This is a genomic window from Aequorivita sp. KMM 9714 (assembly GCF_011065475.1).
Classification (GTDB): Bacteria; Bacteroidota; Bacteroidia; order Flavobacteriales; family Flavobacteriaceae; genus Aequorivita; species Aequorivita sinensis.
In genome coordinates this window covers 1-734 of sequence record NZ_JAAGRO010000024.1, presented here as the reverse complement: position 1 = coordinate 734, position 734 = coordinate 1, and the positions used below count along the sequence as shown (strand labels likewise).

Annotated in this window: 1 protein-coding gene; it reads left to right on the top strand. The window is 42.6% G+C overall.

Going from position 1 to position 734, the window contains the following annotated elements; all coding sequences use genetic code 11:
* Positions 1–734: DUF6443 domain-containing protein (locus G3A46_RS14015; protein WP_241836909.1), on the top strand; the 734-nt coding region annotated here is incomplete at both ends.

Below are 734 nucleotides of genomic sequence, written 5' to 3'. Positions count from 1 at the left end.
AACAGAGTATTTCGATCCGTGCCGGTGGCAACCGTGAGGACCTAGTGACCCCTATCCTTTACGATCCTTTGGGGAGGCAGCCAAAGGATTACCTACCTTTGCCAGTTGCCAATAATTTTGGAGCCTTCAACAATAACACTACCATTAACCAAGAAGCTGGCGTAATCTCGCAAATAGAGAATTACTATCAATCAAAATTTCCCGATGACTTACCACAAGGACTTCTTCCAGGTGCACAACTTAATCCGTATTCGGAAAAACGTTTCGAACGCTCACCGCTTAACAGAGTATTTGAGCAAGCTGCTCCAGGATATGATTGGAAATTACTCGCTACAAGTGATACTGATCATACCATCAAGTTTGACTATCAGACCAATTCACCGCAGGACTATGTAATACGATTCACTGTTGCCTTTACAAACAATAACACTTCACAGCCTAGCTTGGTTGACCAGCAAGGCTATTATCCAGCAAACCAACTTTACAAAACTGTTACCAAGGACGAGAATTGGCAGCCCGGCCAAGCAAACGTAAATAACCATACTACCGAGGAATTCAAGGACAAACTAGGGCGCGTAGTTCTTAAACGTACCTTTAACGATGGATGGTTGGATACCTACTATGTATATGATGATTTTGGGAACCTTACCTATGTAATTCCTCCAAAGGTCGATAAAACAAATAACGATGTGAGCCCAACGGAACTAGACCAGCTCTGCTACCAATATAAATAT